Source organism: Streptomyces sp. NBC_00076, assembly GCF_045041235.1.
GTDB lineage: Bacteria > Actinomycetota > Actinomycetes > Streptomycetales > Streptomycetaceae > Streptomyces.
Window position 1 is genome coordinate 8,477,908 of record NZ_CP108242.1, and the last position, 24,939, is coordinate 8,502,846.

Genomic DNA, 24,939 nt, shown 5'->3' on the forward strand with positions numbered 1-24,939 from the left:
ACCTGAACTCGCGGAAGGAACCACAGGAATGCAGATCAAGGAACAGCCCTGCGACGCGATGGGCGCGACGGTCGAGGGCTTCGACCACGTCACCGCGACCGACGCCGACATCACGGCACTCAAGAGCACTGTCTACACCAAGAAGATCGCTGTCCTGAAGGGCCAGCACCTCACTCCCCAGGAGTTCCTCGCGCTCGGCAAACGCCTGGGCCGACCGGAGACCTATTACGAGCCGATGTACAAGCACCCGGAGGTCCCGGAGATATTCGTCTCCTCCAACGTGCCGAAGGACGGGAAGCAGATCGGTGTACCGAAGACGGGAAAGTTTTGGCACGCCGACTACCAGTTCATGCCGGACCCCTTCGGTATCACGCTGATCCACCCCCAGGTCATTCCGGAGAAGAACCGAGGTACTTACTTCATCGACATGGGCCGGGCGTACGACCGGCTGCCCGATGACCTCAAGAAGGACATCGCGGGGACGTACTGCAGGCACTCGGTGCGCAAGTACTTCAAGATCCGGCCGCACGACGTCTACCGCCCCCTCTCGGAGATAATCCAGGAGGTCGAGCGGAAAACCCCGGCGGTCCGTCAGCCGACCACCTTCACCCACCCGATGACCGGCGAGACGGTCCTCTACATCAGCGAGGGCTTCACCGTCGGCATCGAGGACGAGGACGGCACCCCGCTCGACGAGGAGCTGCTCAAGCGGCTGTTCGACGCCACCGGCCAGCTCGACGAGACCTTCGAGGACGACGGCATCCACCTCCAGGGCTTCGAACAGGGCGACCTGCTGGTCTGGGACAACCGCAGCCTCATCCACCGCGCCCGGCACACGACCACGCCCGAGCCGACCGTTTCCTTCCGCGTCACCGTGCACGACGAGCGCAAGCTGCATGACGGGATCAGAGCTGTATGACCGACGAGCCGCTGCTCGACCGCGTGCTGCAGCCCTACAAATGGCACTGCAGGTACCTGCGTTCGGTGGAAGTGACCGACCAGGACGGACGGTCCGTCGCCCGCTGTGAATTCGCGATACCCGAGTCGTGCTACATCGACGACACCGGTCATCTGAATTCCGTGGAGGTGAACATCTGCTACAACCAGATGATGTACTACCTAGTCGCGAAGTCCGTGAAGGAAGGATGGGGGTCGGGGTTCGAATCCTGGACGCTGGACGACTTCTGGAAACACCAGCTCCCGGACATCCTGATCGCTCGCTTCACCTCCAACTTCCGGAGACCGGTCAACCCCCGCGCATTCTCCGGGGAGATGGAATTCCGTTCCGTCACCCGTCGTGCCCCGGCCGGCGGCAGCCCGTTCCTGCACGCCGACACCGCTTTCCGCTACTGGGACGCCGACTCGGGCCGGTGCGACGGCGAGGCGACCCTGGCGTTCGTCAACGTCCCCTGAGCGTCCCCTGAACGTCCCTGACCCGAGGCGAGAGATCCATGACCATGGACAGGCTCCACCACCCACAGCTCCAGACCCTCGTCCAGACCGCGAGCTTCCACGCGGAGCACCAGCCCACCACCCGCGCGGTTCTCTGCGAGGGCCGCACGCTGACGTACGGGCAACTGCACCGCGAGAGCAACCGCGTCGCCCACGCCATCCAGGCAGCTGGACTCACCCCCGGCGACCGGGTCGCGTACCTGGGCAAGGAGTCCGAGCACTACTACGAGATCCTCTTCGGCTGCGCCAAGAGCGGCACCGTCCTCGTCCCCGTCAACTGGCGGCTCACCGCGCCCGAGGTCAGCCACATCCTCCAGGACTCCGGCACCCGACTGCTGTTCCTGGAGGACGAGTTCGCGCCGATCGTCGAGAAGATGCCGACCGCGCCACCGGAGACGATCGTGGCGCTCGGCGAGCGTTTCACCGCCTGGAAGGCGGCCCGCCCCGACACCGACCCGACGACACCGGACGACGCCACCCCCGACACCCCGGTCGCCCAGCTCTACACCAGCGGTACCACCGGACCGCCCAAGGGCGTCGTGCTGGCCCACCGCAGCTTCTTCGCGATCCGTGACGCCCTGGCGAGCGAGGGCCTGGACTGGATCGACTGGCGTGCCGGGGACGTCGCGCTGATCGGCATCCCCGGATTCCACATCGGCGGCCTGTGGTGGGCGACGCAGAACTTCAACGCCGGTACGACCGTAGTCGCGATGCGTGCCTTCGCCGCCCGCCAGGCCGTCGACCTCATCCGCGACCTCGGTATCACCACCGCCTGTGTGGTCCCGGCGATGCTCCGCATGATGCTGACCGAACCCGGGGTCGGCGCGAAGGACTTCACCACCCTGCGCAAGACGGTCTACGGCGGCTCCCCGATCTCCGAGGCGCTGCTGGAGGAGAGCCTCGCCGTCCTGGAGTGCGAGTTCGCCCAGATCTACGGCCTCACCGAGACCGGCAACACCGCCGTATGCCTGCCGCCCGCCGCCCACGTTCCGGGTGGCACCCTCATGCAGGCCGCCGGCCGCCCGTATCCGGGGGTGCGGGGCAAGGTGATCGACGGGGAAGGGCGTGAACTGCCGCCGGGCGCGGTCGGGGAGGTGTGTCTGGCCACGCCCGCGCACATGGTCGAGTACTGGGGGCTGCACGAGAAGACCGCCGAGACCCTCGTCGACGGCTGGATCCACACCGGGGACGCCGGCTACATCGACGAGGACGGCTACATCTTCATCCGCGACCGGATCAAGGACGCCATCCTCGTCGCCGGGGAGAACGTGTACCCGGCCGAGATCGAGAACGTCCTGGAAGGTCACCCGAGCGTGGCCGAGGCAGTCGTCGTCGGCGCCCCCGACGAACGCTGGGGCGAGTACGTGCACGCCTTCGTCGTCCCTGTTCCCGGGCAGGAGCCCAGCCGCCGCGACCTGCACACCTTCCTCGTCCCGCAGTTGGCGAGCTTCAAGCTGCCCGCCCGCTACGAGTTCATCGACAGCGTCCCGCGCAACCCCAGCGGCAAGATCCTGCGCCGCGAACTGCGCGACCGCTTCTGGGGCGACTCCGCACGCAAGGTCAACTGACCGCTTTCGAAGCCCGGTTGAGAGCGCTACTGAGAGAGAACGACATGCCTGCTCCCCTCACGCTGGAGGACTTCCGCGCGGACCTGGCGGAGTTCCTGTACCTGCGGCCCGACGAGGTCGACCTTGAAGAGAACCCCCTCTACGCCGGACTGGACTCCCTTCGCATCGTCACCCTCATCGAGCGATGGCGGGAGACCGGAGTGGACGTGACCTTCATCGAACTCGCCGAGTGCACCTCGTTCGCCCAGTGGTGGCAGCTGCTCTCCGCACGTCACAAGGGAGCGGACCACCATGCCGGCGCGTGACGACGAGACCGAGATACGCCGTCCGCTGCTGGCCGCCCAGGAAGGCATCTGGACCGGCCAGCAGCTCGACGCGGACAGCCCCGCGTACAACACGGCCGAGTACGTGCACATCCACGGACCGGTGGAACCGGCCGTCTTCGACGCGGCCCTGCGGCACGTGGTCGCGGAGACGGAGGCCCTGAACGTCGCTTTCGTCGTCGACGACCAGGGGCACCCCTGGCAGGTGGACGCCCCGGCCGGCGACTGGCGCCCGCACTCGGCGGACCTCACCGCCGAGCCCGACCCGCACGCGGCGGCCCTGGCCTGGATGGACGAGGACATGGCCTGTCCCGTCGACCTCACGCGCGGCCCCGTCTTCGGCCACGCCCTGCTGCGGATCGCACCGGAGCAGTACCTCTGGTACCACCGCGTGCACCACATCGCCCTCGACGGCTTCGGCCTGTCGCTGGTCGCCCGCCGGGTCGCCGAGGTCTACACGGCCCTGACTGCGGGCGAGCCGGTGGGGGAGGGCGGATTCGGCACCCTGGCCTCGGTGCGGGACGAGGAGCGTGCCTACCGGGAGTCGCCCCGCTTCGCCAAGGACCGTGCCTACTGGGCGGACCGGTACGCGGACCGGCCGCCGGTGGCGACCCCGGCAGGCCGTACGGCCCTGCCCACGCGCACCTTCCACCGGCGGGTGGCCGACCTCGACGCGGCACGGACGGAGACCCTGCGCGCCGCCGCCCGTGACCTCAAGGTCACCTGGTCCGAGATTCTGCTGGCCGTCACCGCGGCCCAGCTGCACCACGTCACCGGGGCCCCGGAGATCGTCCTCAGCCTGCCGGCGATGGGACGCCTCGGCTCCGTATCGCTGCGCGTCCCCTGCATGGTCCGCAACATCCTGCCCCTGCGCATCCCCGTCACCGCCTCGGACAGCCTGCGCGACCTCGCACCCCGGATCTCCCGCGAACTCCGCGCCGGACTCCCGCACCAGCGCTACCGCTACGAACAACTGCGGCGCGACCTCAGACTCCTCGGCGGACAGCGCCGCCTGTCCGGGCCGGGCGTCAACATCATGCCCTTCGAGTACGACCTGCGGTTCGCCGGGCACCGCAGCACGGTCCACAACGTCTCCGCCGGCCCCGTCGACGACCTCTCCGTCAACGTCTACGACCGCTCCGAGGGCGCGGGACTGCGTATCGCCGTGGACGCCAATCCCGACCTCTACACCGAGGCGGAGGTCGCCGCGCTCCAGGAAGGGCTGCTCTCCCTGCTGGAGGAGGCCGTCGCCGCCCCCGACCGGGCGCTCGGTGACCTGCGTGCCCGCGAGGCCGTACCCGTTCCCGTGCTGGACGGGGGGCCGCTGCCGGGCCCGGCGCGGCCGGTGCTCGGCCTGATCGCCGACCACGCCGCCCGGCGCGGTGGTGCCGTCGCCGTCGAGCACGACGGACGCGGCATCACGTACGCGCAGCTCTACGGCTCGGCACGTGAGGTGGCCCGCCGCCTGGCCGCCCGACAGGTGGGCCGTGGTGACCTGGTGGCCGTCGCCCTGCCGCGCGGCATCGAGGCCGTGACCGCCATCCTCGGTGTGCTGCTGTCCGGTGCTGCCTACAGTCCGCTCGACCCGACGGCACCTCCGGCGCGCAGGGCGGAACTGCTGGACGACGCCCGGCCCGCGCTCGTCCTGACGACCGGCGCCCGCGCCGACGACTTCGGGGACCGAGCCGCACTCGTACTGGAGGAGCAGGGCCCCGAGCAGGGGATCCCGCAGCCAGGGGCACCCGGGCCGCCGATTACGCGGCAGCTGACGGCACCCGAGCAGGTCCCCCTACATTTGACGGCACCCGATGCCGTCCCTCGACAACCGACGGCACCCGGGCCGGAGGACCTCGCCTACGTCCTGCACACCTCCGGTTCCACCGGCCGCCCCAAGGGCGTCGAGATCGGCCACCGCGCCCTCGCCCATTTCGTCGCCGGCGCGACCCACCGCTACGGCCTCCACCACGCGGACCGTGTCCTTCAGTTCGCGCCCCTGCACTTCGACACCAGCGTCGAGGAAATCTTCCTCACCCTGTGCGCGGGCGCCACCCTCGTCGTCCGCACCGACGACATGACCGACTCGCTCCCCGGCTTCCTGAACGCCTGCGCCCGGCTGCGGATCAGCTTCCTCGATCTGCCCACGGCCTACTGGCACGAACTCGCCTACGCCGTCTCCACCGGCTCCGCCGCACTGCCCGCCGGGGTACACACCGTCGTCATCGGCGGCGAGGCGGCCCTCCCCGAGCGCGTCGACCGCTGGCGCAAGGCAGTCGGTACGTCGGTGCGGCTGCTGAACACCTACGGTCCGACCGAGGCCACCGTGGTCGCCACCGTCGCCGACCTGCACGACCCCTCCCTCGCGCCGGGAGACGTCCCCATCGGGCTGCCGCTTCCCGGCACCCGTGCCGCGGTCGTCGACGGCGAACTCCATCTCCTGGGTGACAACCTGGCCTCCGGCTACCGGGGAGACCGCGCCCCGGACGCCACCCGCTTCGCTCCCCTCGACCGCCTCTCCGGCGCACCGCGCGCCTACCGCACCGGAGACCTCGTACGCATCGGCGACGACGGGCAGCTGCGTCACCTGGGCCGGTCGGACACCGAGTTCAAGATCAGCGGACATCGGGTCCACCCCGTCGAGGTCGAGAGCGCCCTCCTGACGCACCCGGGAGTCCGCGATGCCGTCGTCGTGGGCCAGGTGCTGGACGACGGGACGCGGCGCCTGGTCGCGTACGTCGTCCCGGACGGACCCGCTCCGGACGCGGCCCTGATGCGGGACCACTTGAGAGCGACACTCCCCGCCGCGATGATCCCGTCGGCCTTGGAGTTCCTGGACCGCCTGCCCCGGACCAGCTCGGGGAAGACCGACAGGAAGACGCTGGCCACCCCTGGCAAGCAGCGAGTGACGATCCACAGCACCCTGGAGGGCACCATCTCGGCCGCCTGGCAACAGGTGCTCGGCGTGGCCACCGTCTCCGCACGGGACGACGTCTTCGACCTGGGCGCCCAGTCGCTCCAGGCCATCCAGGTCGCCAACCGCCTGGGCGTCGAACTACGCCGTGACATCAAGGTCGCCTGGCTCTTCCAACACCCCACCCCCGCCGAGCTAGCGGGATTCCTGGAACAGCAGGCGCGGCCCACCGCACCTGGTGGCCTCCCGGAGTCGCTCCTCGCCGACACCGTCCTCGCTCCGGACATCCGCCCCGGCGACGGCCCTCGAACGGCGCCCGGCGCACCCGACCGGATTCTGCTCACCGGCGCCACCGGCTTCGTCGGCGTACACCTGCTCGCGGAGCTCCTGGCCACCACCGGCCCGGAGATCGTCTGCCTCGTCCGCGCCCCGGGCCCCGCCGAGGCCACCGCCGGCCTCCACCAGGCCCTGGAGACCCACCTGATCCACCTCCCGGACGGGGCGCACACACGCATCACGGCGGTCCCAGCCGACCTTGCGCGCCCCCGCCTCGGCCTGGACGAGGAGACGTTCGCCGAACTCGCCCGCACCTGCGGCGCGATTCTCCACAACGCCGCGACCGTCAGCATCATGCGCGACTACGCCACCCTCCGCGCCGCCAACACAGAGTCCACCAGGGACCTGCTGCGCCTGGCGGCCGTACGGTCGACACCCCTGCACTTCGTGTCGACCCTCTCCGTCGCCCCGCCCCTCGCCCTCAGCCCGGAAGTCCCGGAGACGTTCCTCCCGCCCCATTCCGGACTGCGGTACGGCTACCAGCAGTCGAAGTGGGCCGCCGAGCGCCTGCTGGAACAGGCCGCCGAGCGGGGCCTGCCGGTGACCGTGCACCGGCTCGGCCGGATCGTCGGCCCGCGCACCACCGGTTACGTGAACGAGCGGGACTTCCTGTGGAGCGTGCTGCGCGCCGGGGTCCCCGCGGGCATCGTTCCCGAGCTGTTCGAGGAGGAGACCTGGACGCCGGTCGACCAGGTCGCCCAGGCTCTCGTCCACCTCTGCCTCGGACAGCGCCCGCCGAGCGCGACCGTCTTCAACCACGCCACCACGGCCCCGGTGCGGCTGAGCGACCTCTACGACTGGCTGGAGGAATACGGCTACCGGCTGCGGCGCCTACCACTGCCCCAGTGGCGAGCCGAATTGCCAGGCTCCTCCGTCGATTCGGATGCGGCGGCGACCACGCTCGCCTTCTTCGACTCCTGGGACACGGACGCCGACGGCACGAGCGGACCCGACCTGCGCCTGGGACGCGTCCGATCCGACAACGTCGTGAACGGTCTCCACAGCAGCGGCATGACCTGCCCGCCTGTCGACCGGGACCTCGTCTTCCGCTACCTCGACCACTGCGTCACCACCGGAAAACTGCCCGCCCCGGTCAGGGGAAAGGTTCATCTCGCCCTGCCTGCAAAGTAGTTGGGCACCTACGGGAACTCACGCGCACATTCCCCCGACTACTGCAACAGAACCTGTACTCACTGCATGAGCACCTCGCAGCAAGGAGCCCCGCATGTCGAAGACACGGCCGGTCGCCGTCGCCCTGGCCGGCGCCCTCTGTCTGGTCACCACGGCCTGCGCCGAGTCGACCGAGCAGACCGGCGCCACCGGCGACAAGGCGTCCGCCGCCGCGGCGACGTCGGGCTACCCGGTGACCCTCGACAACTGCGGAGTGTCCGAGAAGTTCACCAAGGCGCCCAGCCGGGTCGTCGTCATGAACGGCGCCTCGGTCGCCGAGGTCTCCACCCTGCTCTCACTCGGCCTCGAAGACACCATCGTCGCCAACCAGCAGACCTACGGGATGTCCGAGGTCGAGGGCCGCGCCGAAGCCATCAAGAAGCTGCCCACCGGCGACGTCAAGCTCAACGACGCCTATGACATCCCGCGCGAGGCGATGATCGGACTGCGCCCCGACCTGGTGCTGTCCACGACGTCGTACGGCTTCGACGAGAAGAACGGCTTCGCCACCCGCGAGCAACTCAAGGACGTGGGGGCCAACACCTACGTCTCCCCGCAGGGCTGCGACCAGGACACCTCGAAGATGACCATCGCGGACAGCTACACGCTGCTGCGCGACATGGGCAGGATCTTCGACAAGAGCGACGAGGCCGAGAAGCTGATCGCCGCGTCGGAGAAGAGCATCGCCGACGTCTCCACCAAGGTGAAGAGTGAGAAGCAGCCCAAAGTCATGGTCCTGTTCTCCAACATGGCCATGGGCGGCAACGACTTCAGCTCGGTCGTCGCCAAGGGCATCTACAACGACATCCTCGCCAAGGCCGGCGGCACCAACGCCTTCGAGAACGCGTCCAAGACCTCCTTCGCCGACCTGAGCAAGGAGAAGGTGGCCGCCACCGACGTCGACGCCCTCGTCGTCATCGGCTACAACGACCCGAACCCGGCGGCCTACGCCAAGAAACTGCTGAAGGAGTTCCCCCAGTGGCCGGCCGCGAAGAACAAGAAGTACGTGGCGCTGTCGGACTCGATGTACCTCGGCCCGAGCAACGACCTGGCGGTCGAGAAGATCGCCGAGATGCTGCACCCCGACAAGGTCTGAACGGGCTGAACGGTCTGAGGCTGTCCCTCGCCGTCGGTGCCCTGTCCGTCGTGCTCGTCGCCGTCATGGTGGTGGCGGTCAGCATCGGCGCGGTCAACATCCCGGTCGGCGACGTGTGGCGAGTCCTCCTGCACCACGTCACCGGACAGGGGGCTACCGGCGACCCGGCGCTGGACCAGATCGTATGGACGTTCCGGGCACCCCGCGTGGCCCTTGCCGCCCTGGTCGGCGCGGGCCTGGCCGTCACCGGAGCGGTCCTGCAGACCCTGGTCTCCAACCCGCTCGCCGACCCTGTCGTCCTCGGCTTCTCCTACGGCGCCTCCCTGGGCGCCGTGCTGGTCATCACCCTCGGCGGGGCCACGCTCGCGGGCCTCGGCGGTCTCGGTGTGTCGGGCGCGGCCTTCGTCGGCGCGCTGACGGCCGGGCTCCTCGCCTTCGCCCTGGGACAGCGTGGGGGCCGACTGGCCCCCACCCGGCTGGTCCTGGCTGGGGTCATCGTCGGCTACGTCTTCCTCTCACTGACCAGCTTCGTCCAGCTGATGGCGACGCCCACCGAACTGCGCACCGTGATGTTCTGGATGCTCGGTAGCGTGGCCGGCGCCCAGTGGGACCAACTGCCTGCCGTCACCGTGGTGGTCCTGACCAGCACTGTCGTCCTGACCCTGTTCGGACGGCGCCTCAACGCGCTGCTGGCCGGGGACGAGTCCGCCACCGCGCTCGGCGTGGACGTCAGCCGGCTGCGCGGCATTCTGCTGATCATCAGCGCGCTGCTCACCGGCACCGTCATCGCCGTTGCCGGCGGCATCGGCTTCGTCGGCCTGATGATCCCCCACCTGGTCCGCCTCACCGTCGGCGCCGACCACCGCAGACTGCTGCCCCTGACGGCGCTGCTAGGCGCCGTCTACCTGGTCCTCGTGGACCTGCTCTCCCGCACCCTCAACCGCCCCAACGAACTGCCGCTGGGCATCCTCACCGTCCTGCTCGGCGCCCCCTTCTTCCTTTGGCTACTGCGCCGTAACAAGGGCATGGACACCGTATGAAACTGACCGTCGACCAGCTCCACATCACCCTGGACCGCAAGCCGATCCTCCGGGCGGTCGACCTGGAGGCCGGCAAGGGAGACATCGTCGGGCTCGTGGGCCCCAACGGCAGCGGCAAGTCCACCCTGCTCCGCACGGTCTACCGCTCACTGCGCCCGACCGAAGGAGTGGTCAGGGTGGGCGGCGACGACGTGTGGGAGTTGTCCACGCGCACCGCCGCCCGCCGCACAGCGGCCGTCCTCCAGGACGCCGGCACCACCAGCGGCCTGACGGTCACCGAGATCGTCGCCCTCGGCCGCACACCCCACCACGGCCTCATGGGCCGGGACGGTACCGAGGACCGCGAGGCGGTGGCGGAGGCGGTGGCCCGCTGCGGAGTCGGCCCCTTCGCGGAACGCGACTACGCGACCCTCTCCGGCGGCGAACGCCAGCGCGTCCTCCTGGCCCGCGCCCTCGCCCAGCGTCCGCAACTCCTCGTCCTGGACGAGCTCACCAACCACCTGGACATCCGCGCCCGCTTCGAGCTCCTGGACCTGATCCGCTCCACCGGGATCACCACTCTGGCCGTCCTGCACGACCTCGATCTCGCCGCCCGGCTCTGCGATCACCTCGTGGTACTCCACGAGGGCGCGGTGGCCGCGGCGGGACCCGTGCTGGAGGTCCTGACCCCGGACCTCCTCCGCGACGTCTTCGGCGTACGGGGCACCACGGAACGGCACGCCGACGGCGTCGTCCGCATCACCTACGCCGCTCGACCGCTCGCCCTCGACAGGGAGCCCGAGCCGGAGCCTGCGGCCGCCGAGCGGTAACTACTCTCATCCGCCGTGCGGACCAGGCCCGTTCAGGAGGCTTCGTGCTGGATGCCGTGCCGGGTCTGCTCCCGCTCCTCGTCCGAGCCGAACCGGCCGACCAGGTGCAGCGCCATGTCGATGCCGGCCGACACACCGGCGGACGTGACGATGTCACCGTCGTCGACGTACCGGACGTCCGCGTGCACGTCGATCGAGCCGTCGACCTTCGCGAGCTTGTCGAGGTAGTCCCGGTGAGTTGTCGCAGCCCGGTCGGCCAGCAGTCCAGCGGCCGCGAGAACCAGAGAACCTGTGCAGACGCTCGCCAGGACGGTTCCCCGCTGGTGAAGTTCCCGCAGCCAGGACAGGTGCGGTTCGTCCTTCACCAGCGCGCGGGTGCCGCTGCCTCCGGGATGGACCAGCAGATCGAGCGGCGGTGCGGTGGACAGGCCGTGTTCCGCGACGACGCGGAGTCCTTTGGCGCACCGCACCACACCAGGCTCGGCCGAGGGCCTGAGGGTCAGGAGCCGGACCGGCCGGGTCGCGATGTGATCCGCCCAGAACCCCAGTACCTCCCAGGGACCGGCGACGTCGAGTTCCTCGACGTCCTCGAAGAGGAGGACGCCGACGGTCAGGGTGTCTTCCACGGGCATACCGGCGTCAGACCGTGACGGCGGTCGTGGTCAGCCGGTCCAGGGCGCCTGCCTTGGCCTGGGCCACGAGGTCGGCGAACTGCTCCTCGCTCATCTGCACCTGCTGCCCGAAGTCGTCGGTGATGCGTACCCGCTTCTCCACGGGCGCCTCCGGGTCCACGAAGAGCTGGGGACATCCGCAGTCGCAGTCCCCGCAGAAGGTCGCGATCGGTTCAGGGGTCGCATCAGCCATCTGTGTCACCTCGTCGCTGCCACCGCGCCGGACGGTCCGGCACGTCAACGATGCCCGGTGGTGGACTGCCGTGAAACGGAGCCAACACATGAGAAATGCACGCGAGTTGGCGGGAACTGGCCAAGTGTTCTCAACGACTCCTTGAGTGCGCGATGCGTACGGGAGCATCCGCTCGGACGGATGCGGTGCTCCGGCCCGGCTAGAGCCGCTCATGTGATGCAGGCGAGGCCCTCTTCCTTCGACGGCTGGACAGCGGGCGTACGGGCTCCGGCTCGCACGGATTCGGAGAGATCAGCGAGCGCAGCTGTTCCAGGCAGGCCCGTGGGCCGAGCTGTGCCAGTGCCAGCCGGCCGAACTCTGCTCGGTCTGCCTGCATTGTGATCAGGCAATGCCGGACGTCCCGGTCCGTGGCGTGGGCAGCGGTGGTCACGTAGCCATTCAGCACGATGGACTGGATCACGCCTTCGGTGTCGGAGCTGAAGACCTCGTGGACGGTCCGAAGAGCGGTTTGCGCCACAACCGACGTGTACAGCTCCTCGCGTTCATCTGCCGGACTTGGGACGGGCTCGATCTCGTCGCGCGTCTTCACGTACCGGTAGGCCCGAGCCGCGGGATCACGTCCGCCGGCGGCAGGTCGATCTCGACCAGCAAGTCCCCGGTGTCCGCCCGGAACAAGGCTCCATACGCTTTCGGGAAGCCGTGCGGATACACAGAGGCGGCCAAGACCTGGGTGACGAACCACTCGACAGCCTCGACGTCTCGGTCTCGGTAGGCACTTTCACGCTTGGCAAGAGCGGCGTTCGACTGCGCACTCTGCTCGGTACGCGTCTTTTCGGTGTCTGCGCCGTACAGAACCGCTGCTCTGTCGAACCGTTTGCGGGTGGCCTCAGCCTGCGCCCTGAGCCGATCGAAGGTCAGTGGCTGCCATTCCAGTACGGATGAGCGCAGAAGCCCTGCCAGTTGCTCGATCTCGTACTCGGCCAAGCTGGTACGAGTATTCGCCTCTTGGGCCCGTGCCACTTCATACGCGAGCTTCTCCTCGCGAGTCCTCCGCTTGGTCATCTCCCGTTCCCCTGCCTGTCGCCCGGGTTGCTGTGCGTATGGATCGCTCCCGCTCACCATTGTTCCCCCGGCTCAGCACGTGACCGTCGAGTCGAACAGCAGTATCCCGTACAGGCTGATGGCATCAGCCTGTACGGGCGTTCGTCCGAGGGAGACGGAGGGCGGAGGTGCGGTACGCGGCCGAGTAGCGCCGGCCACCGGCTGAACGACGGCTGTGAACATGGCGGAGTCTCGGGCCGTATCTCGTGCCACACCCCAGCGTGCGCAAGCCCCAGGAACACACGCGCTGGGAACCGAGGACAGGAGCATCCGCCATGGCTGAGAAGATCTTCACTGTGTCCGGAATGAGCTGCGGTCACTGCGCGGCGAGCGTCACCGAAGAGGTAACGCAGGTACTCGGTGTCACGGGCGTTGACGTCGACGTCCGGTCGGGCCTGGTGACCGTACGCGGAGAGTCGGTCGACGACCAGGCCGTACGGGCGTCGATCGTCGAGGCGGGCTACGAGGTCGCGGAGGTCGTACGGCAGCAGGCTGCGGCCTGAGCCGGACGGCCGGGCCCGTTTGTTGCAGATCCCGGTCGCGCAGTACACCTCACCGGCCTGGCCACAGGCTGTTCCCCACGCTTGAACGCAACCTCCACCCCATCGGCATCATGGAGCCCTCAGTGCACCGCCCGACCTTCGCACGCAGCCTGCGCCGTACCGGCGTCCTCACGGCAGCCGCGTTCGCGGTCGCCGTCGTCACCGCCGGCCCGGCCGCGGCCCACGCGGAGGTCGAGGCGGACGGGGCCCGGGCCCTGGACCAGAACGTCGAGCTGACCTTCCACGCGGAGTCGGAGTCCGGTGACGCCGGCATCAGCAAGCTGGAGGTGATCCTGCCCAAGGGCATCACTCCCGCCGACATCACCTTCGAAGAGGGCCCGGACGGCTGGAAGTTCGCCGCCACCAGCCGGGGCTACACCGTCTCGGGGCCGAAGCTCGCCGTGGGGGAGGACGCCGAGTACGTCGTCACCGTACGGCAGTTGCCCGATGCGAAGTCGCTGGTCTTCAAGACGCTGCAGTCCTACAGCGACGGCCAGGTGGACCGCTGGATCGAACTGGACGACGAGGAGAGCGCGGACGGCCACGGCCATCCCGCACCCCGCCTTGACTTGAAGGCCGCCGCCCCCGGCGCGAAGCTCGTGAGCCCCAGCCCCAGCCCCAGCTCTTCGGAAGAGCCCACTACGGGCGCTTCCTCGCCCGAGCCGAGCAACGAGACGCCTTCGGCGGAGCCCGCCGCGGACAGCGGGGAAGGGGACGACGGCATGCCCATCGCCGTTCCCCTCGGTATCGGCGCGGGCATTCTCGCGCTGGGCGGCGGGGTGTGGTGGTTCCGGAGCCGGCGAAGCGAATCTGCCTGAGCGCCGACTGCGACTGTGGCACGTCCATTGGGCGGTACTGCCCCTGACGACAGGCCGAGGCAGGCGCGGCCAGCCACGGGACACGCGCCGAGGTGGCCGCGATGACCGGGCCGATTTCGAGGCCACGAGGCCGGGGTCGGCGGCGATTTCCCGAGAATCGTCTCTCTGGCGGCTTGTGGACGACCAGCCCACGCCGCGGTGCGGCGATCTTGGCGGCCATCAAGGGGAGGTTGTCGAGCGCGGTCTTGAGCCAGAGGGCCGAACGCTCGATGGACTCGTCACCGGCAACCGTGACGCCCGACCACGCCTCGACGCGGGGCATGCCCAGGGCGCCGCGCAGGGCCTCGGCGTCGCGCTCGGGATGGGCCGTCCATGCGGAGGGCGATCTCGTCTCCCTTGAGCACACCGGTGGCGCCTACGGTGAGATCGCCCCGCTGGTCATCCTGCAGGGCGGCTACGAGGACCTGGCGACGGACCTCGCTTGCCGCCGGGCACGAGAAGGTGCGCACCGCGGTGCGCAGCCGACCCATGGTGGCCGCGGCGTGCAGCCCGTGGCCGACCACGTCGCCAACCACCAGCGCGACCCGGGCCCCGGGCAGCGGGATGATGTCGAACCAGTCGCCCACGCCGGCCCGGGCAGGAAGATAGCGATGGGCGACCTCTACGGCGGACCGGTCGGGCACGGAGCGAGGCAACAGACTGCGCTGCAGGGTTACGGCGAGGGCATGCTCACGGGTGTAGCGGCGGGCGTTGTCGATGGCCACCGCGGCCCGGGCGGCGAGCTCCTCGGCGAAGGCCGACGGCGCTCTCGTTCCTCATGCTCTCGGTCCGGATCAGAATGCCGGCGCAGTTTGCTCCTGCCGCGGTCCCTGACTGCGTGCCTTGAGCATCGCGTCCCGTAGGCGGTTGTGGGCCATGGCCAGGCAGGCGTGCGTCGCGCCGCGTGCTACCGAGAGTCCCAGAACCTGGGAGACGGTCGTGATCCGTGGGAGGGCTGGCAAGGTCTGTTCGAGTCGCTTGCGTACCTCGGGGAGCACCTCGTCCACCAAGGGGTACAACCGGCCGACGAAGTAGACGGATTCGGGATCGAGTGTCACGGCGACGATGCTCACGGCGGTCGTGACCGCCGTCGTGAACGCCTTGAGTATCTCCGTACGGGCTCGATGGTCCTGTGACGGCAGCCACAGGTCCTCGACGCGTTCGATGTCCAGCCCGTGTTCACGAGCGAGCTTCACAAGCCCTGCAGTGCTCAGCAGCTCGTTGAGTGTGCGGTCGTTGATGCCCGAGGAGAGGGAACCGATGTCGCCGAACGCAGGAGTACGTCCCCGAGCCAGTTCTCGGTCCCTGCAGGTGGCGAAATTCAAGGTGCTGCTGACGCTGAGCAGGGCAGCGTCATGGATGCTCGCGTCGTCCGTGAGCACCTGGAGCAAGGACGCGTTGGCGTCACTGTCGAAGGTCACTGGAGCACCGAGGAGCTGTTCGACGGTTCGGCGGAGGTCTCTGCCGGAGAATATTTTCATCGGATCGGCGGGCCGAAAGACCTCGGCGCCGTCGCGGACATGGGCGGGCAATGCCGCGACGACCTGGCGCAGTGGCCCTCGTGCGGAGGCGCTGGTCTGTGCGATCAGGTCGACCAGCCACCGGCCGGCGGCGGGGACGTCGTGGTGCTCGACCGTCGGAACGATCACATGTCCGATCTCACGGCCGCGTAGGTCGGTCACCAGCACGCCGGTGGTCACGGCGCCGAAGCCGACCCCCACGACGTGTCCGGCCGTCTCGGGCACATCGAGGTACGTCGACGGACGGCCACGCCCGACGATGGCGTCGACGCCCCCGTCCACGACGAACCCGTCAGAGCGCAGTTCCTCGACGGCCCGCGACACCGTCGCCTTGCTCAACCCGGTGAGCTCGATGAGCTTGTTCCGGGTCAACGGCGCATGGGAGAGAACCACGTCAAGGACATGTGCCTTGTTGTAGTCGCGTGGTGTGGGGTAGATGCTGCTCACCTCATGACCCTAGCGAGACCATACGCAGCTCGAACCTGCGGTCTCTACCGGACTTGCCGACTCCCCGTGGGCGTCAGCGAAGACGCTGATCCTTTACTCGCCTCTGCTGCTGTTGAAATCCGCCTGCTCCTCTCAGGGGAGAACCTCGCGGCCGTTTATTGCTGGAGGCGGGTTCGCAGCGCTCCGCTCTGTGTTTCTCTGTCCTGTGTCGCCGGTGTGCCGTTGGTCAGCAGCCGAGGAGCTTCGGCGGGCCCGACAGGTCGGGCAGCTCGTCGTAGGGCTGGTAGTCGGCGCTGCCCTTGCGGCCGTACTGGAAGTCGATCAGGGTGCCGTAGGCGTCGAAGGTGACGATCTCTCGCATGGGGTTCAGCCTCGATCTCGCGAGTTTACGGATCTTCCCCGGAGAGCGAGGGTTTCAGACGACCCGTTCGCCGGGGTGACGATCACGTCGAGCACGGCAACGTCGGCCGCGTCGGAAGCCGACGAGTGTCGCCTCAGGGGCGCCGCTCAAGGCGTGTCATGGCGGGTGCCGAGCAAGCGGGTCACGACCTCCTCCAGGGCGACGGCCATGGCCCGCTCCACGTTGACCCAGTCGTCTCTGGCGTGCTCGAGCAGGTAGTCGCGACGCTCTGGCACTCGCTCCGCGCGCCAATGGGTGACCAGCGCGCGAAGTGTGAGGCGTGCCAACGCGGCGACAGGCAGGAGCGGGAGTTCGGTGTCCTTGATCGGCCGGGCCCGCTCGTATCCCGCGACGAAGCTGCATGCCTCACGCCAGGGGTCCCGCGGTGTCCGGCCGAGAAGGTTCGCGAGGGACACAGCAGGGTCGAAGATCAAAGCACTGCGCATGCTGTCACCGAAGTCGATTACTCCGGTGACGAAGCTGTCTGTCCGCGGATCCACCAGGACGTTGTAGGGGCTGTAGTCACCATGGATCACTTGGGTCTCGAGATCACCCAGCCTCGGAACGATGGCCTCGTGGAAAAGGCGGAACACTTCTTGTGCCAGCCGACGGTGCGCGGCGCTGGGCGTGTACTCGATGAGCTCCCGCAGCTGGTCGAAGTACCGCAGGTCCCACACAAGGCGCCGATCGTCCGCTGGATGCCTGAATGACCGCAGAGCCAGATCCACTCGCCCGAGCATCTGCCCGACCTGGACAAGCTGGCGGGGATCGGGGTTCGTCCGCGCCAGGACGGCACCTTCGACGAAGTCGAAGACGCGCAGGACTCGAACCCCGCCGCCCTTCACCTCGATCGGTACGTTGTCGCTGCCTTCGGTGGTCTTCGTGACCCGCTGGACGGGGAGATGAGGAGCCTCGGCTTCGAGGTGACGCATCACAGCCGTCTGCAGAGCTACGACAGCCACCGCCTCGTCGGGCGGGGAAACCTTGACGAGATGGTCTGCCGTGCCGGTCCGCAGCCGGAACGTGTCGTCCTTCTCGGTTGCCAGCCGCTCGAGATGTCCGCTCAGCCGGTAGTGCCGGGCGAGGAGGGCGTCCACCACGTTCGTCTCGATGTGCTCGTGGGACGCCGCCAGACCGCTCTCCTCGAACAACTGCTGGGTGATACGCGCGCGGGGCGAGGTGTTCACCGTTCGGTCCCTTCGGCTTTCGGCCTGCTACAGGCGTATCTTCGCGATCTGAGCGAAGGTCTCGAGGAATCGCGTCACGTCGGCCGAGTCGAAGGCCAGCGGCGGTCGGATCTTGAGCACGTTGACTGCTTGCCCGGTGCCGCTGATGAGGACGCGACGCTCGCGCATGTCGTTGATGACCTGGTCGGCGCGGACACGATCGGGCTCCAGCGACTCCCGGTCCTTCACGAGTTCGACGCCCACGTACAGACCACTGCCGCGGACCTCCGCGACGTGGGGAGATTCGCGAGTGATCTCCTCAAGGCCGGCTCGAAGCGCCCTGCCGTTGTCGAGAACTCGCTGCTGCACGTTCTCCGCTTCGAAGACGTCCAGAACCGCGGCACCGGCGGCAACCGCGATCGAACTGCCGGCAAAGGTGTTGAAGTAACGGACATTCTGTCCGAACTCTTCGCACACCTCGGGCCTGAACACCACGCCGGAGATCGGCATGCCGTTGCCCATGGGCTTACCCATCGTGACGATGTCCGGAAGCACCCCATGGCGGCTGAACCCCCACATCGACTCTCCGAGCCGGGCGAAACCCGACTGGACCTCGTCGGCGATGTACACGCCGCCTGCGGCGTGCACCTCCTCGACCATGTCACGCAGGTAACCAACGGGATCGGTGAAGATGCCGTCGCTGGAGTGTGCGCAGTCGGTGATCAGCGCCGCAAGCCGGTAGCCGTGGCGCTCCAGGTCGTTGATCGCGCCGCGCACCTGGCTTTGCATGTAGTCGGGAAGCGATGAACCCGGCGGGACGAGTCGCGGATCAGGAGCATCGATGAGCCGCACGTTCGGCCCGAGCGGTGACCCCGCGCCGAGCGTCGGCGAGAAGCTCGCAACCTCTCGAGTGAGACCGTGGTAAGCCCAGCGAGTCACTACGATTCCCTCGCCGCCCGTGTGGAAGCGAGCCACGCGCACGGCCAGGTCGTTCGCCTCCGACCCGCTGCACGCGAAGCTGACCCTTGAGAGCGCTTCGGGCATGGTCGCGAGAAGGCGCTCGGCGTAGTCGACGAGTGATTCCTGCACATAGCGCGTGTTGGTGTTGACCGCCGCCATCTGGCGGGACACGGCCTCGACAACGCGCGGGTGCGCGTGACCGACGCACGGCACATTGTTGTAGGCGTCAAGATAGTCGTTGCCACCCCCGTCGAACAGGTGAGCGCCTCGACCGGAGACGAACTCGACCGGCTCCCGGTAGTTCAGCGCATAACCAGGACCCAGCACATTGTTTCGCCGCTTGACCGTCGACCGCAATCGCTCCGGCAGGCCACCGAGCGCTGCGGGGTCGAACCTGTTGGGGTAGTTGGCCAGCGCTCGACTCGGCGTGGAAGTCATCAGTGGACCCCCTCCTTCGTGGCGTGCATCTCGTCCCGGCCGCTTCCGTCGTAGATGCTAGTTTGTTTCAGTTCCAGCCTGAAACTTATCCCTCTCGCGTGGGAGCGGCAACCCTTGTGACGGCGGAGACTGCCCGATGCGGGCGGCCAGGAGAACACGACTGACTCCGTGCACCGCGCGTTGTTGCTGAGGGCGAGCTGTCGTATGGCCTCTTCGTGCACCGTCAGGGTGCGACGCACGGTGGCGGTCTCCTGCCGAAATCGGCTGAGCTTCGCCCCTTCCTTCCCGGGTGGTCCGTGTGCGTCGCGCGCCATGTTCGGCATCGCCTGCCTGCACAGCCTCACCCACCACCGCAGCGCGGCTGTGGACCGTACTGGCAAGTCCGCGGACAGGGATACGCGTTCTGCCCGGTATGCGTGCACCATGACGTCCTCGCCGTTGCGCGACGTACGCGGTGAGGTGGCTGCAGCGCTGGCGGTGGCGGTGGCGGTACCCAACGAGCCCGGGGCGACATCCGTCGTGTCCGGCCCACAGTCTTCGTCGCCGCATTCGTGCCCTGGCCGGCGGTCGGGACGCCGGTGGAGGTTTCACGCTCTGAGCGTCGATCACGTACCGGGCAGCTCCCCTCCCATGCCCTCCTTCTGCCGGAACAGCCTGCGCAGCACACGGGTGAGCTGGGTGAACACGCCATCCTTCTGCCACGTGGCGAAGTAGTGGTACACGGTCTCGGTCTCCCTAGGGGAGAGCCGTTGGACAGCGCGGTAGTGCTGGAGACAATTGGTCGGTCCTGGGCCGACACGAGCGGGCGGCCGAGTGGCTGCGGATGTGGACGGATCGGGGGGTGGGTTCCGCGGACGATTGACGCGTAGGCGCGGGGACTTGCTGAGTACCTGGTGGTCTGCGAGCGAGAGGGGATAGACCCGGTCACCGCGAATCGGCTGCGCGTCGCCGCGTTCGTGAAGCAGCTGACCGCGCGGCCGAGCCGCCGAGGAGGCAACGTCGTCGTGCTCGACTCGGGGGCCGGGCTGGCGATCTCGACACTGCAGCAGCGGCTGGTGCAGGTGTGGCTGTTCTGCGACTACCTGAACGAGGAGGGGCTGCGGGAGTCCAACCCGGTCGGTCGGCGCCGCTACACTCCCAGCCGCCGCTTCGGCGGGAACCAGCGCGGTCTGGTGCCGCGCGTGGTGAAGCTGCCCTGGATCCCCAGCGAACGGCATTGGCTTGACCTGCTGGACGTCGTGCGCGACGAACCCGCACGCAACCGCGTGATGCTCGCCCTCGCTCACGATGCGGCCCTGCGGCGCGAGGGGTTGTGCTCGCTGCGGACCGACGACCTCGCCCCGGCGCACCGCACGCTGCGGGTCCGGGCGGAGACGACCAAGACCCGGCGGCCGCGCCACCATCAGCCGGGCACGTGGGCCGCTGTTCCTGTCGGAGTCCGGCCGCAACTACGGTGAGCCGCTGAGCCTGTGGACCTGCCGTGCCGCCAGTCGCCAAGCTGCCTGGCTGCCCATCGTGCCGGTACCGACGACGAGAACACATCTCCTACTGGCCATGTGGTTCTCCTTGTTGAATGTCCTCATGCACCGGCGGATGCCGCTTCATCCCGGACAGCGAAGCGGTGACCGCTTTCGCACGCACGGGGCGCTTCGCGCCGTCCTTCTGCTGGGTTCCCGGAGGCGGCTCTTGCTACAGACCTATTACGGGGGTCAGTTGGGATCTGAGGGTGCCGGCGTGGGGTTGCAGGGAGCCGTCGAAAGCGGCGGATCCGATGGTGAAGGCGTCGGCTCCGGCTGATGCGAGCGCCTGTATCTGGTCGGTGCTGGTGATGGAGCCGGCGACGACCAGGCGGCCGGTTGTGGCGGCGCGGGCGGCGCGGACCAGGTCGAGAGGGTCGGCATCGGTGGCGCGGTAGGCGAGGAGGTCGACACCGGCGCAGCCGGCGGCCTCCGCTCGTCGGCAGTCATCGGCGATGCGGTCCGGGTTGCCGGCGAGGCGAGTGGGGTGCCCCAGGGGTTCTCCCGCGAAGGGCAGGTAGCCGATGGACGTGCCCTGCAGGACGCTGAGGGTCTCCTCGACCCATGTGCCGCCCATCAGCCAGTCGACGCCGAGTTCAGTGGCCGTCCGTACTGAGGCAAGAGCCTGCTCCCGGTGGGTGCTGACGACTTCGAGGTAGGTGGTGGCGCCCATGTTCTTGATGCGGGTGTGGAGCTTGGAGAGGGTCTCGGGGTCCACACCGATGTCCTTGAAGCCGATGTGGGTGATGCCGAGGTCCTCGATGGTGTCGAGGACCTCGAGGCAGTCGGTGACGGTGCGGTCGTCACGGGTGAGCATGAAGATGAAGTCCATGGTGTCCTTCGGCTTTCTGTTCCGGGGCTGACGGAGGTCGGTGTGTCAGTGGCTGTCCGGTGCCCCTGAGGACAGGCGGTCGGCATGGGCCAGGGCGGCGAGCAGGCTGGTGTGGTCGGCGGTGCCGAGACCGGCGATGTCGAAGGCGGTGCCGTGGTCCACGCTGGTGCGGACGAAGGGCAGGCCGATGGTGATATTGACGCCGTGTTCGATCCCGAGGTACTTGACGGGGATGAGGCCCTGGTCGTGGTACTGGGCGACCACGGCGTCGAAGGTTCCGGCGCGGGCTCGCATGAAGACGGTGTCGGCGGGCCAGGGTCCGCTGGCCTGGATGCCTTCGCTCTGCGCGATCTCGATGGCGGGGGTGATGATGTCCAGGTCCTCGCGGCCGAAAAGTCCGTTCTCCCCTGCGTGGGGGTTGAGGCCGGCGACGGCGATGCGGGGAGCGGGCAGGCCGCTGCGCTCGAGTGTCCGGTGGCTGAGACGGATGATGTCGAGCACGCGGCCTGTGGTGATCGCGTCGATCGCGGTGCGCAGTGACTGGTGCACGGTGACCAGGACGATCCGCAGTTCCTCGGTGGCCATCATCATCGCGTAGTCCGTGGTGCCGGACAGGTCGGCGAGGATCTCGGTATGCCCGGGATAGGGCACGCCGGACAGGCGCAGCGCTTCCTTGTTGATCGGCGCGGTCACCAGAGCCCGTACCTCCTGGGCCATCGCGAGCTCGATACCGCGGCGCACGTACTCGAAGGACGCCGCTCCGGCCCGGGCGTCGAGTGTGCCCCAGGGCAGGTCGACCGGAAGGCCGTTCTCCGCAAGGACGTCCACGGTGCCGGGTGCGAACTTCGCCTCGTCGACCGATGAGATGGGGCGGAGCGCGAGGTCAGTGTCGGCGACCTTGTTGGCACGGGCGAGGACGTCCATGTCGCCGATGACGACGACGGGCACGGTGCGCCGGGCATCGGCGCACGCTTTGAGGGTGATCTCGGGGCCGATGCCGCAAGGGTCGCCCATGGTGATGGCGATCGGTGTCATGCGTGCTCTCCTGGGTCGAGGGGATGTCGGATGAGGTGGCACAGGCGAAGGAGCAGGGCGTCGTCGCCGAAACCGCCTGCCTTGATCAGCACGGGAAGAGGGAGGGGGCCGGTCAGGGCTCCGCGGACGACGCCGGGTTCGGGTTCGTCGAGCAGGTCGATGCCGGTGGCGCCGAGGGGCTGGAGCACGGTGGTGGCCGTTTCTCCCCCAGTGATGACGAGTGCGTCGACCGTGTGGTCTTCGATGAGCGCCTTGACGACCGCTGCCTGAGAGCGGGCGAGTGCTTGCGCGTTCTGTGGCGTGTGGCGTTCATCGGGTGTCTGCAGGGTGAGGATGGGGGCCGTCAGGCCTCGCAGCGTCTGAACGGCCGGGGCCGGATCGATGCCGACGGTGACGCCCTGGACGTCCGCCCTGGTGTGGAGCTGGGCCAACTGCCGTCGGGTCGCCGGGTTGGTGCTGCCGACCACGATCAGTGGACGTCGGGCCCGGGCGGGCCGTGATGCGGTGCTGCCCGTAGCGCGTGCACACCTTCGGGCCAGGGCGGCCGCCAGACCCGGGGAGCCGACCCACAGCACGTCGTCAAGCCGCGGCACCGCTGCCACCAGACGGTCGAGGTCGCCGTCTTCGGCGGCGGAGCAGACGATCAGGCCACCGTTTTCGATCAGTTCGGGCAGCTCGGCTGCCCGGTCCGGCTGCGCGAGAACGGCCTCCGGGAACAGCGTGGCGAGGTCCGAGCACCGCACGGGGTGGACCGGGTCGCGGGCATAGTCGCTCTCGTGGACCGGTACGCCCCGCACGTACTGGATCCCCTCCACCGTCACTCTGCCCTCCGCGGGGAAGGCCGGAGCGATGACGACGGTCCGCCTCCGCGATCCCGCCCATGCCGCCCGGACCTCTGCCACGACATGACCGCGCAGGGTGGAATCCACCGTTTTGAAGAGCAACTCGGAGCCGGCGAACAGGCGGGCCGCCCGCCAAGTACGCGAAGCGGCGGCCTCCTCGTCCAGCACCCGGCTCCCCAGGTCGACCGAGCTCACGCCCACGGCATGCCGCGGGACGCTTGCCGGGGTAGTGAGCAGGATCCGGGCGTCGTGACCCGCCTGGCGAAACGGCCCGGCACCATCCCCAGCGCTGGTGAGGTCATCCGCCAGGATGGCGATCCCCTGCCGCACGCCGTCGCGGAATGTCATGGCCCCACCTCTCCGTCAGCCATCCCTCTCTGTGACCAGATCAATAGTCGTTCAGGTGAAAGAGCAGGACAAACGATTCATTCTCACAAAGCCTGTGAGTAGAGTTCACGCATGCGATGGTCGGCCCTTCCGCCTCTGAATACGCTGCTGCCCTTCGAAGCGACCGTCCGGCACGCGAGCATGACCGCCGCGGCGCAGGAACTGCATGTCACGCACGGCGCGGTGAGCCGACAGGTCCAGAACCTGGAACGGTCCCTTGGAACATCGCTGTTCGAGCGGCAGACACGCGCCCTGCGCCCGACCTCGCAGGCTCGCCAGCTGGCGGCCGTCGTGCGGGACGCGCTCGACCAGATCGATGCGGCAGCCCGGCAGATCTCACACCGCACAGCCGCAGGACCGCTCACCCTCTCGTGTGAGCCCACACTCCTGATGCGATGGCTCATTCCCCGGCTGCCCGAGTTGGCCGCGAACGTGCCGGACATCGCCGTCCACCTGTCCGCAGGCGGCGGCCCCGTCTTCTTCGAGCGGGACGACATCGACCTCGCGATCCGCCGAGACGACTTCCCGTTCCCCGAAGAGGCAAGCAGGACCCGCTTGTTCGCAGAGCGGATCGGCCCCGTCTGCCGGCCCGATCTCGCGACGCGCCTGACCGGCGCCGCCGGCGTATGGCAGGTAGCCCTTCTGCACACCGACACACGACCCCAGGCGTGGGACGACTGGCGACGTATCACCGGGATGAAAGCAGAGCCCGCCTCCCAGCAGACCCTGGAGCACTTCTACCTGACCCTCCAGGCTGCCGCGGCCGGCGTCGGGGTCGCAATCGCCCCGTACGCCGTCGTCCGCGACGATCTGGAGCGAGGGCAACTCGTCGCACCCTTCGGTTTCGTCCCCGACGGCACCAGCTACCACCTCCTCAGCCGTCAATCACCCGAGCAAGACGGACGCGTCCGCCAGCTGACGGCATGGCTACGGGCCAGGACGAGCCAGCTCGACAACGATTCCGAACCAGGGTGAGCGCTGGACTGTCGGACCTTCGTTGCTCAGCCACCCGTCGGGTGGTGCCCGCAGCAAACACCGGATCTCCTGCGGCAGAGCCTCTACGGTCATCATCGCTACCGGCGGCGGAGGATTCCGGCCGCCTGGGTGACGTATACGCATTCCCTGCGCCGGCAGCACCACATGGTGCTGCCGATCGACAGGTGCGGCGTAGGGACCGAGACCCCCTTCCCGCGCGGCTCTCGTACCGGCAGCCTGGAACAAACACAGGGTCGCGTGCACGCTCTGCGCATATCGGGTGCCGGTCGTTCCCGGACAGCCAGGCAGCAGGGCCACGAGCAGCGCGGCCCCGGCGAAGCGGCCGAGGCCTGC

General features: G+C 68.6%; 23 protein-coding genes and 1 pseudogene. 12 read left to right on the top strand and 12 right to left on the bottom strand.

Annotated features, from left to right (window positions below; translation table 11 throughout):
• The first annotated feature begins 28 nt into the window (after positions 1–28).
• The 8 genes from OHA64_RS38010 to OHA64_RS38045 all read left to right on the top strand — a co-directional run bounded on the left by OHA64_RS38010 (position 29) and on the right by OHA64_RS38045 (position 10,702).
• Positions 29–919: a TauD/TfdA dioxygenase family protein gene (locus OHA64_RS38010; protein ID WP_405621143.1), complete on the top strand. Its 891-nt coding sequence runs from the start codon at positions 29–31 to the stop codon at positions 917–919.
• On the top strand, positions 916–1,413 hold the full coding sequence (locus tag OHA64_RS38015; protein ID WP_405621145.1) for an FcoT family thioesterase: 498 nt from the start codon (positions 916–918) through the stop codon (positions 1,411–1,413). Before OHA64_RS38010 ends, OHA64_RS38015 begins: the two co-directional genes overlap by 4 nt.
• A 38-nt stretch (positions 1,414–1,451) precedes the next feature.
• Entirely contained in the window at positions 1,452–3,020 is a 1,569-nt protein-coding gene (locus OHA64_RS38020) for a long-chain-fatty-acid--CoA ligase (protein WP_405621147.1), read from the top strand.
• Positions 3,021–3,064: 44 nt separating this feature from the next.
• Positions 3,065–3,325 (top strand): phosphopantetheine-binding protein, encoded by a 261-nt coding sequence (locus OHA64_RS38025; protein ID WP_405621149.1) that lies wholly within the window; start codon positions 3,065–3,067, stop codon positions 3,323–3,325.
• Positions 3,312–7,718 (top strand): amino acid adenylation domain-containing protein, encoded by a 4,407-nt coding sequence (locus OHA64_RS38030; RefSeq protein WP_405621151.1) that lies wholly within the window; start codon positions 3,312–3,314, stop codon positions 7,716–7,718. The genes OHA64_RS38025 and OHA64_RS38030 overlap by 14 nt, the downstream gene beginning before the upstream one ends.
• A 94-nt stretch (positions 7,719–7,812) precedes the next feature.
• Positions 7,813–8,853: an ABC transporter substrate-binding protein gene (locus OHA64_RS38035; RefSeq protein WP_405621153.1), complete on the top strand. Its 1,041-nt coding sequence runs from the start codon at positions 7,813–7,815 to the stop codon at positions 8,851–8,853.
• Positions 8,854–8,918: 65 nt separating this feature from the next.
• Entirely contained in the window at positions 8,919–9,893 is a 975-nt protein-coding gene (locus OHA64_RS38040) for a FecCD family ABC transporter permease (protein WP_405624283.1), read from the top strand.
• Positions 9,890–10,702, top strand: a complete 813-nt coding sequence (locus tag OHA64_RS38045) for an ABC transporter ATP-binding protein (protein WP_405621155.1) — start codon at positions 9,890–9,892, stop codon at positions 10,700–10,702. Before OHA64_RS38040 ends, OHA64_RS38045 begins: the two co-directional genes overlap by 4 nt.
• Positions 10,703–10,734: 32 nt before the next feature.
• On the opposite strand, the gene OHA64_RS38050 is transcribed toward OHA64_RS38045, so the two are convergent.
• The 4 genes from OHA64_RS38050 to OHA64_RS38065 form a co-directional block, all read right to left on the bottom strand.
• Positions 10,735–11,334, bottom strand: coding sequence for a DJ-1/PfpI family protein (locus tag OHA64_RS38050; RefSeq protein ID WP_405621157.1), 600 nt, complete (start codon positions 11,332–11,334; stop codon positions 10,735–10,737).
• Positions 11,335–11,341: 7 nt separating this feature from the next.
• Entirely contained in the window at positions 11,342–11,566 is a 225-nt protein-coding gene (locus OHA64_RS38055; RefSeq protein WP_405621159.1) for a hypothetical protein, read from the bottom strand.
• Between the two features lie 199 nt (positions 11,567–11,765).
• Positions 11,766–12,155, bottom strand: coding sequence for a hypothetical protein (locus OHA64_RS38060; RefSeq protein WP_405621161.1), 390 nt, complete (start codon positions 12,153–12,155; stop codon positions 11,766–11,768).
• Complete coding sequence (locus OHA64_RS38065) at positions 12,152–12,628, bottom strand: hypothetical protein (RefSeq protein ID WP_405621162.1); 477 nt, start codon at positions 12,626–12,628, stop codon at positions 12,152–12,154. The genes OHA64_RS38060 and OHA64_RS38065 overlap by 4 nt, the downstream gene beginning before the upstream one ends.
• Before the next feature lie 314 nt (positions 12,629–12,942).
• On the opposite strand from OHA64_RS38065, the gene OHA64_RS38070 reads away from it, so the two are divergent.
• Together OHA64_RS38070 and OHA64_RS38075 are read left to right on the top strand one after the other, a co-directional pair.
• Positions 12,943–13,170: a heavy-metal-associated domain-containing protein gene (locus OHA64_RS38070; protein ID WP_327725007.1), complete on the top strand. Its 228-nt coding sequence runs from the start codon at positions 12,943–12,945 to the stop codon at positions 13,168–13,170.
• A gap of 122 nt (positions 13,171–13,292) precedes the next feature.
• Entirely contained in the window at positions 13,293–14,027 is a 735-nt protein-coding gene (locus OHA64_RS38075; RefSeq protein WP_405621165.1) for a DUF1775 domain-containing protein, read from the top strand.
• A 494-nt stretch (positions 14,028–14,521) separates the two neighbouring features.
• Here the strand turns inward: OHA64_RS38075 and OHA64_RS38080 are convergent.
• The 5 genes and pseudogenes from OHA64_RS38080 to OHA64_RS38100 all read right to left on the bottom strand — a co-directional run.
• Positions 14,522–14,824, bottom strand: a pseudogene (locus OHA64_RS38080) (PP2C family protein-serine/threonine phosphatase); the annotation flags it as partial.
• 36 nt (positions 14,825–14,860) lie between these two features.
• Positions 14,861–16,033, bottom strand: a complete 1,173-nt coding sequence (locus tag OHA64_RS38085; protein WP_405621167.1) for an ROK family protein — start codon at positions 16,031–16,033, stop codon at positions 14,861–14,863.
• A 226-nt stretch (positions 16,034–16,259) separates the two neighbouring features.
• Positions 16,260–16,394, bottom strand: a complete 135-nt coding sequence (locus OHA64_RS38090; protein ID WP_405621169.1) for a hypothetical protein — start codon at positions 16,392–16,394, stop codon at positions 16,260–16,262.
• 146 nt (positions 16,395–16,540) lie between these two features.
• Positions 16,541–17,620, bottom strand: a complete 1,080-nt coding sequence (locus OHA64_RS38095) for a phosphotransferase (RefSeq protein ID WP_405621171.1) — start codon at positions 17,618–17,620, stop codon at positions 16,541–16,543.
• A gap of 27 nt (positions 17,621–17,647) precedes the next feature.
• Entirely contained in the window at positions 17,648–18,997 is a 1,350-nt protein-coding gene (locus OHA64_RS38100) for an aspartate aminotransferase family protein (protein ID WP_405621173.1), read from the bottom strand.
• An 893-nt stretch (positions 18,998–19,890) separates the two neighbouring features.
• Between OHA64_RS38100 and OHA64_RS38105 the strand changes: the two genes are divergently transcribed.
• Positions 19,891–20,454 (top strand): hypothetical protein, encoded by a 564-nt coding sequence (locus OHA64_RS38105; protein ID WP_405621175.1) that lies wholly within the window; start codon positions 19,891–19,893, stop codon positions 20,452–20,454.
• Between the two features lie 232 nt (positions 20,455–20,686).
• Here OHA64_RS38105 and OHA64_RS38110 read toward each other — a convergent pair whose 3' ends face one another.
• The 3 genes from OHA64_RS38110 to OHA64_RS38120 are packed head-to-tail and all read right to left on the bottom strand — an operon-like array spanning position 20,687 to position 23,571.
• Positions 20,687–21,346: a HisA/HisF-related TIM barrel protein gene (locus tag OHA64_RS38110; RefSeq protein ID WP_405621177.1), complete on the bottom strand. Its 660-nt coding sequence runs from the start codon at positions 21,344–21,346 to the stop codon at positions 20,687–20,689.
• A 45-nt stretch (positions 21,347–21,391) separates the two neighbouring features.
• On the bottom strand, positions 21,392–22,381 hold the full coding sequence (pdxA, locus tag OHA64_RS38115; RefSeq protein ID WP_405621179.1) for a 4-hydroxythreonine-4-phosphate dehydrogenase PdxA: 990 nt from the start codon (positions 22,379–22,381) through the stop codon (positions 21,392–21,394).
• Entirely contained in the window at positions 22,378–23,571 is a 1,194-nt protein-coding gene (locus tag OHA64_RS38120; RefSeq protein ID WP_405621181.1) for a four-carbon acid sugar kinase family protein, read from the bottom strand. Before OHA64_RS38120 ends, pdxA begins: the two co-directional genes overlap by 4 nt.
• Before the next feature lie 111 nt (positions 23,572–23,682).
• Here OHA64_RS38120 and OHA64_RS38125 point away from each other — a divergent pair, with 111 nt between their 5' ends.
• Positions 23,683–24,585 (top strand): LysR substrate-binding domain-containing protein, encoded by a 903-nt coding sequence (locus OHA64_RS38125; RefSeq protein ID WP_405621183.1) that lies wholly within the window; start codon positions 23,683–23,685, stop codon positions 24,583–24,585.
• The last annotated feature ends 354 nt before the right edge of the window (positions 24,586–24,939 follow it).